General features: G+C 62.8%; 5 protein-coding genes. 3 read left to right on the plus strand and 2 right to left on the minus strand.

All coding sequences use genetic code 11. From position 1 onward, the window contains the following. On the minus strand, window positions 1-1235 hold a 1235-nt coding region (locus RWR81_RS12190), incomplete at its 3' end, for a diacylglycerol kinase family protein (protein ID WP_314457998.1). A gap of 464 nt (window positions 1236-1699) precedes the next feature. Here RWR81_RS12190 and RWR81_RS12195 point away from each other — a divergent pair. The 3 genes from RWR81_RS12195 (at window position 1700) to RWR81_RS12205 (ending at window position 3781) form a co-directional block, all read left to right on the plus strand. Continuing rightward, window positions 1700-2281 carry a DUF1697 domain-containing protein gene (locus RWR81_RS12195; protein WP_314457999.1) on the plus strand — a complete coding sequence of 194 codons (582 nt, stop codon included), beginning with the start codon at window positions 1700-1702 and terminating at the stop codon, window positions 2279-2281. A gap of 463 nt (window positions 2282-2744) precedes the next feature. Continuing rightward, window positions 2745-2936 (plus strand): hypothetical protein, encoded by a 192-nt coding sequence (locus tag RWR81_RS12200; protein ID WP_314458000.1) that lies wholly within the window; start codon window positions 2745-2747, stop codon window positions 2934-2936. 419 nt (window positions 2937-3355) lie between these two features. Beyond that, complete coding sequence (locus RWR81_RS12205; RefSeq protein ID WP_314458001.1) at window positions 3356-3781, plus strand: hypothetical protein; 426 nt, start codon at window positions 3356-3358, stop codon at window positions 3779-3781. A 42-nt stretch (window positions 3782-3823) separates the two neighbouring features. On the opposite strand, the gene RWR81_RS12210 is transcribed toward RWR81_RS12205, so the two are convergent. Beyond that, window positions 3824-4783, minus strand: coding sequence for a hypothetical protein (locus RWR81_RS12210; RefSeq protein WP_314458002.1), 960 nt, complete (start codon window positions 4781-4783; stop codon window positions 3824-3826). Window positions 4784-5251: the final 468 nt, after the last annotated feature.

Here is a 5251-nt window from a genome sequence, read left to right on the forward strand (position 1 = left end):
ACCGCGTAGGCGCCCGAGCGGATGACCTTCTTCAGGCCCGAGTCGGTGGACTCCATGATCTGGGCGTCCAGGCCCATGCCTGCCATGACGACGAAGCGTTCCTCGCCGTCGTCGAAGGTGCAGGTGACCATGTCGATGGCCTCGACGCGTCCGTGCAGGGCCAGGCGGATGGCGGCATCGGTGTCCAGGGGGATGGACAGGTTGCGGGCCAGCAGGTTGCCGGTGCCGGCGGGGACGAGGGCCATGGGCATCTCGGTGCCGGCGAGCTGGGAGGAGACGGCCCGCACGGTGCCGTCGCCGCCGGCCACCATGACCAGGTCGACGCCGGTCTCCAGGGCGCGGCGGGCCATGGAGCGGCCGGGGTCGTCGGGGGTGGTCTCCAGCCAGACGGTGGGGCGCCAGCCGGCGGCGCGCACCTCCGCGGCGACTCGGCGGCGTAGGAGCGAGAGGTCGTCGAACTTGGTGGGGTTGTAGATGACGGCGGCGCGTTTCTCGCTGCTGGCGCGCGCCAAGCGGCTGTTGACCCAGCTGGTGAGAATCGCATCGATGCCGCCGACCCACAGGGCCAGGTTCGCGAAGGCGGCGCCCAGGAGGAACCCTCCGACCAGGTCGCCGAGCGTGGCCAGGCCCATGTACCACTGGCCGACGGCGCTCACGGCGACGGCCGCGTAGCCGACGACGGTGCCGGCGGCGACCCTGGTGCTGTGGTGGTGGGCGCGCGCGAGGGTCACCAGGACCCAGGAGGCCAGGGTCATGGCGGTGACGTGCGCGTTGGGGTAGGCGTGGGTGAAGGCGGAGACCGAGTCGGCGAAGGCCGTCCCCGGGATGGGACGGGTCAGGGACTGAGCGATGAGGAACTGGACGGGGATGCCGGCGGCGGCGATGGCCAGAGAGACACTCAGGCGGCGCATGCGGGCGTTGTAGGCGTAGACCACCCAGGCCGCGATGACCGCGAGGAGCAGGAGCGGGTGGGTGAGGATCGCGAAGGCCTCGGCGAGCTGGCCGGCCGCCGAGCGGGGCTGGGTACTCGGGGCGGGCAGGAGGGCGTCGAGGGCGGTCAAGCCGCTGTGGGCATGCAGGTCGGCGCCCGGGGTGAGCGGGCCGGGCGCGCTCAGGTGGGTCCAGATGGCGAAGGTCAGGGCGAAGGCGACGCAGAGGACGGCCTCGACGTACTTCAGGCGCAGTGGGGGACGTGAAGGGGAGGGGGAGGCGGTGTCGCGTCGGGGCCTGCTCACGCTCGCTCGTCCTTCCGCCGGCCGATTATTTATTCGGGAGGCAGCCTAGTCGGTGCGGCTGTGGGTGGCATGTGTCCGGGCTGGGGGAGCGAAGGCGGAGGGTTATGGAGAGTTCACGCCGGTACTGGCTGGTCCCGACGGTGGCGCAGGGTGACCGACCGTGTGGATCGGGGACTGCGATCCGCCTCGAGGGCGTGTTTCTCCCTCACATGACGACGGTCGGACCGCAGTCGTTTGCGGGAGAACGCCGTTCTCGCACGGTAAGTACGTCCCCGAGCAGATGAGGGATGCTATGAGGTTCTGCTGCGGGAGCAGCTGGAAATCACAAACCGTGGACTATGGATGGGTGCACGGCCTGTGACGCAATTTGCGTGTGCGAGAGGGGGGATTATGTAGCTCGAGGATGTGGATGCGCAATGTGCTGTTGACGTGGTGCCCTTTGTGTGTCCTGGTATCATAGCGGCATGAGTATTTCTGGCCACTCTCAAGCAGAACCGATGCGTTATGCTCTCCTCCTTCGTGGCATTAATGTCGGTGGCAAGAATAAGGTTGGCATGAATCACCTGAAGGCGGATTTAATGGAGTTGGGGTTCTCCAATGTGGTCTCATACATCAACAGCGGCAATCTATTTTTTGACAGCACTGAACCGGAGGAAGTGATTCGGTGCAGACTGAAGCGTTACTTTGATGCGACCTATGAATTCCCGATACCGTTCATCATCGTCGGCGCTGTGACGCTTCGGCAAGAGGTGGATCGTCTGCCGGGCTGGTGGCAGGATGAAGCGGCCTATCGGCGGGATGTGCTGTTCTACTTGCCTGAGGCGGACAAGGCGTCCATTGAGGCGGAGACGGGAACTTGGGCGAATGATGAAGAACGGCTCCATTTTGGACAAGCGGCCTTCTTTTACTGCAATCACAGTCAGGCCGACTATCTCAAATCAAATTATCATAAGAAGCTGCTCAAGGCCCGGTTTTACAAACAACTGACGATCCGTAATGGAAAAACCTTTCAGAAAATAGTCGAGCTCGTGCTGGAGGGTCAATGAGTATTGGTGCCTGTTGGCGCCCGCTCGGCCCTATTGTTGGCGATGAGCTTTGTGTCAGCGGTTCATCTTGGTGTGTGATGTCAAGGTGCGCCGGCAAGTCGTGCGCTCCTGCTGCGCGTATGGCCGCCGTTTGCATGAGCTGATTGACCATGCCTTCCGGTACGAAGGAGGTGGCAAAGTCGGTTGAGATGGTTGGTTGAGTGAGTGGCCTGATAGTTCTTTTGGGGCGTCTTGGCAGGGACTTGGCGGTGGTGATGCGAGGATTACTGTCATGCCGATCGGTGCCGCGCTCAGCGAGGGTGGTGCAGATCGCCCCAAGCGTATGACTCACGCCCGTCGTAGCCGGCCTCCTCATGTCAGGGGCCTGCGCGATGAGATCCTCAATGCGGAGATATCCAAAGTTCACAAGAACCAGCTGTTTTGCGGATGGGTGTGTGCCGCCTTCGCCCGCTGACGTGTGCTCGTGGCGGATCGTCGGGACGGCGGCCACGACCTGGGCTCCGTTACCACTGCCCTGCAGGTCATGGTCGCCGGCCTCCCTCGGGCCGTGCGAGCCTCGATCATCTGGGGCCGGGGCGGCGAGATGGCCCAGCACGCCGGTTTCACCGCCATCGCCGGCATCCCGGTCTACGTCGCCGACCCCGCCTGGTCGTGAACGGGCAGAACCCGACCGAGAAACGTCAAAGACGTTAACAACAGCGCACACACCGAGGCTTATTCACAGGGTTAGCTGACACTGGCATCTGCGCAGGTCACAGCACCTTCGACGGATGCTGTGAATAACCTTCACCACCTGATCCCATTCGTAGGGCGAGACAAAATAGAGCGTGGAATGCGTGCTGTCAAGGGGTATTGACGCCCGTGGTGCTGGTGAATGGGGATCGCTAACCTGCTTGTGTCAGGCACCGATGGAGTCGCGCTCGCCAAGTCGTCCAGCCATGTCTCTCGCAAAAGGAGAGAATGGTGCGTCTATAAGCGGGAAATAGGCTCTATCGGGCTGCATTCCTGGAGCCGACCGCCACTCTTGCGTGCTCGGGTCGAAGCGCGGCCGGTCGGCTCCGTGGATGAGCGTCCGTGACTGAGTCAGATCGAGAGCGCAGGAAGAAAGGAAAGGTTCTCATGCGATTCACCAAGAAGGGCATCATGAAGGCGGCAGCACTGGGGTCGGTGCTGGTCGGAACTCTTGCGGTCGCCGCACCGGCGTCGGCGAACAGTTTTGGTCCGACTTATGAAGGAACCCCCGGAGACGTACTAGTATTTTACAATGATGAGAATGACCAGTTCTGTGTGGCGAACATGACGTTCGGTTTAGCGTCGGACGGGATACCAGTCACTATCGCCCCGGAGCAAAGTGATCAGGGCCCGACCCACCATCTCTACGTCAGGGGTCATGAGTCGAAGTGTGTCAGTCTGGCGACGGCCTATGAGGACAGTAGCTACTACTATCAGATGGCCAACACGTTCGGGGCATGGGGGGAGCGGGTCTACTTCCACAGCTGATGAGGGCGTCGGCTGTCGCTGGTTCTGGTATGCGGTATGCCGTCATGCGATCATCCCCAGTCTCCGCTCGGGCAGGCGCTGCGCGTCTGCCCGAGCCCGTGTCAGCACCTCGCCGGATCTGCTGCCAAGAATCTTATTGATCTCCCAGGTTCTGATCATTGCCTGTCGTGGCAGCCAGATGCCGATGCGCTCGGCCTCGTAGTCGTTGTCGAGGTCGAGGATGAGATAGCCCAGGAGCTGCATGAGGACTTGTCTCACCCGTGGGGCCGTGATCCTGTCCACGACCTTGAATTCGAAGAGCGTGTCGTCGATGAACCAGTCGCCGTCGGCGCCGCCGACGAGGAAAGCGCCGGAGAAGGATGGGTTCGAGATGAAGAAGGCCCCATGTCTCATGCGTAGACGCCAGTGCTTGATCTGTCGTTGGTTGACGATGCGCAGGCGAGCGATGTCTTCGAGCATGAGTGGCGGGACCGAGTCGTACACGTCGTCGACGTTTCGCGCTGCCGATAGGCGTTCACCCAATGAGCTGTGCATGGCGCGCGGGCCGGCACGGTAGATGGACTCGCACCACGCGAAGATGATGCTGGCGTAGTCCTGGTCGACGTCGTCGCCGTCCCTGGTGAGCCGCTCCGCTTCGAGGAAGGCATCGCCAAGCACATCCGATATGTGCTGGCCGTTCGGCAGCAGCGGTGCGAGGCCGAAGTTGAACGCATCCATGCCTGCCGCCGAGGCGCTCCGGCGCGGCTCGAACTCGCCCAGCATCATCCTGGTGCGGATATCGAAGGCCGTGCCGACGGTTGGTGAATGACGCCGCGCGTCGGTGACTCCATCCGGAAGCGGCGCCAGTGTGCGTGCCTTGGTGAGTTCGTGGAAACCAAGGTGCTCAGCAAACCGCCTGCCTTCCGGGGATCTGCCACCCGCCATGGCCAGCGCTGGGGCGTAGCTCTCCACCAGATGCCGGAATGGGGACTGCTTGTTGTTCAGTTCGCGCGTCAGGCTCATGGGAGGCTCCACCGTAGGGTTGAGTTGAAAGGGATATGCGGCAGTGCAGTACCGAGCGACTTCGGTGTCGCCATGGGGGACAGGGGCTGGAGGGTGTCTCCAGTGGGGACGGGGCTGTTCTGCCGCTATTGATAGTAGCGTCATGCAGAGAACCGGTAGCCCACTGAGATGATGGCGTCGAGGTGGTAGCGCTGAATCGTGCGTGGACTCGTCTGGGGGAGAATGCGCTCCCCAGGCACTCGCGGATGGTGTGCACGTCGACGTCGAACAGCTCGACCGTCAGGCGCTGGGGCAGTCAGATCGTCTCATCCTCGTAGCGTGCCTCCGAGAAGCAAAAACCCACGCCATGGCCCATGACGTGGGTTCGAGTGTCGACTCCTTGGTCGGGGTATTCGGCCTGACGGCCTCCTACTCCCTCCTCCTCGTACGTCTCACGAGCAAGCTCGCGGACGTCCTCGTCGTCGGGGT

The organism is uncultured Actinomyces sp. (assembly GCF_963526355.1).
In the GTDB taxonomy this organism is placed as follows: Bacteria; Actinomycetota; Actinomycetes; order Actinomycetales; family Actinomycetaceae; genus Actinomyces.